Below are 551 nucleotides of genomic sequence, written 5' to 3'. Positions count from 1 at the left end.
ACTGCACGTTATTGCCACCATGCGGCGGTCGCCGGGGACAGAGTGGTCGGGGCCGGAAGGGCGCATCACGAAGGAACTGCTTCAGCAATCGGTGCCAGATCTCACAAACCGGCGTATCCATGTCTGCGGCCCACCCGGGATGATGGCAAGCATGAGAGCGTTATTGACGGATCTCGCTGTGCCGGAAGCCAATGTTCATAGCGAGGCATTCGGACCAGCCGCGATGAAGGCCGAACCTGCGGTCGGGCCTGTGGCGGCCCCCTCATCCCCGGCCGTTACGCCTGCCGCAACGACCATTACGTTTTCCACTTCAGGGAAATCGGCTCCGTTGCAACTGGATGAAACGGTTCTCGACGCGGCTGATGCGGCAGGTGTCAATATTCCATCCTCCTGTCGATCCGGTATCTGCGGCATGTGTACGACTCACCTGCAGCAAGGTGAGGTGACGATGGCGGTCGAGGATGGGCTCGATCCGGCTGACAAGGCCAAGGGTTTCATCCTGGCCTGTCAGGCGAAGACCACGGGTGGTCCGCTGGTCGTGGAGGCGTGAT

General features: G+C 61.2%; 1 protein-coding gene. It reads left to right on the top strand.

Translation table 11 applies throughout. From position 1 onward, the window contains the following. Positions 1-550 (top strand): flavin reductase family protein (locus tag GOB81_RS18110; protein ID WP_173571472.1); only part of this gene is annotated, 550 nt, incomplete at its 5' end. Position 551 lies beyond the last annotated feature (1 nt).

The organism is Acetobacter conturbans, assembly GCF_011516755.1.
GTDB classification, from domain to species: Bacteria; Pseudomonadota; Alphaproteobacteria; order Acetobacterales; family Acetobacteraceae; genus Acetobacter; species Acetobacter conturbans.
The sequence above is the reverse complement of the archived record's forward strand: the minus strand, read 5'-3'. Positions and strand labels throughout refer to the sequence as shown.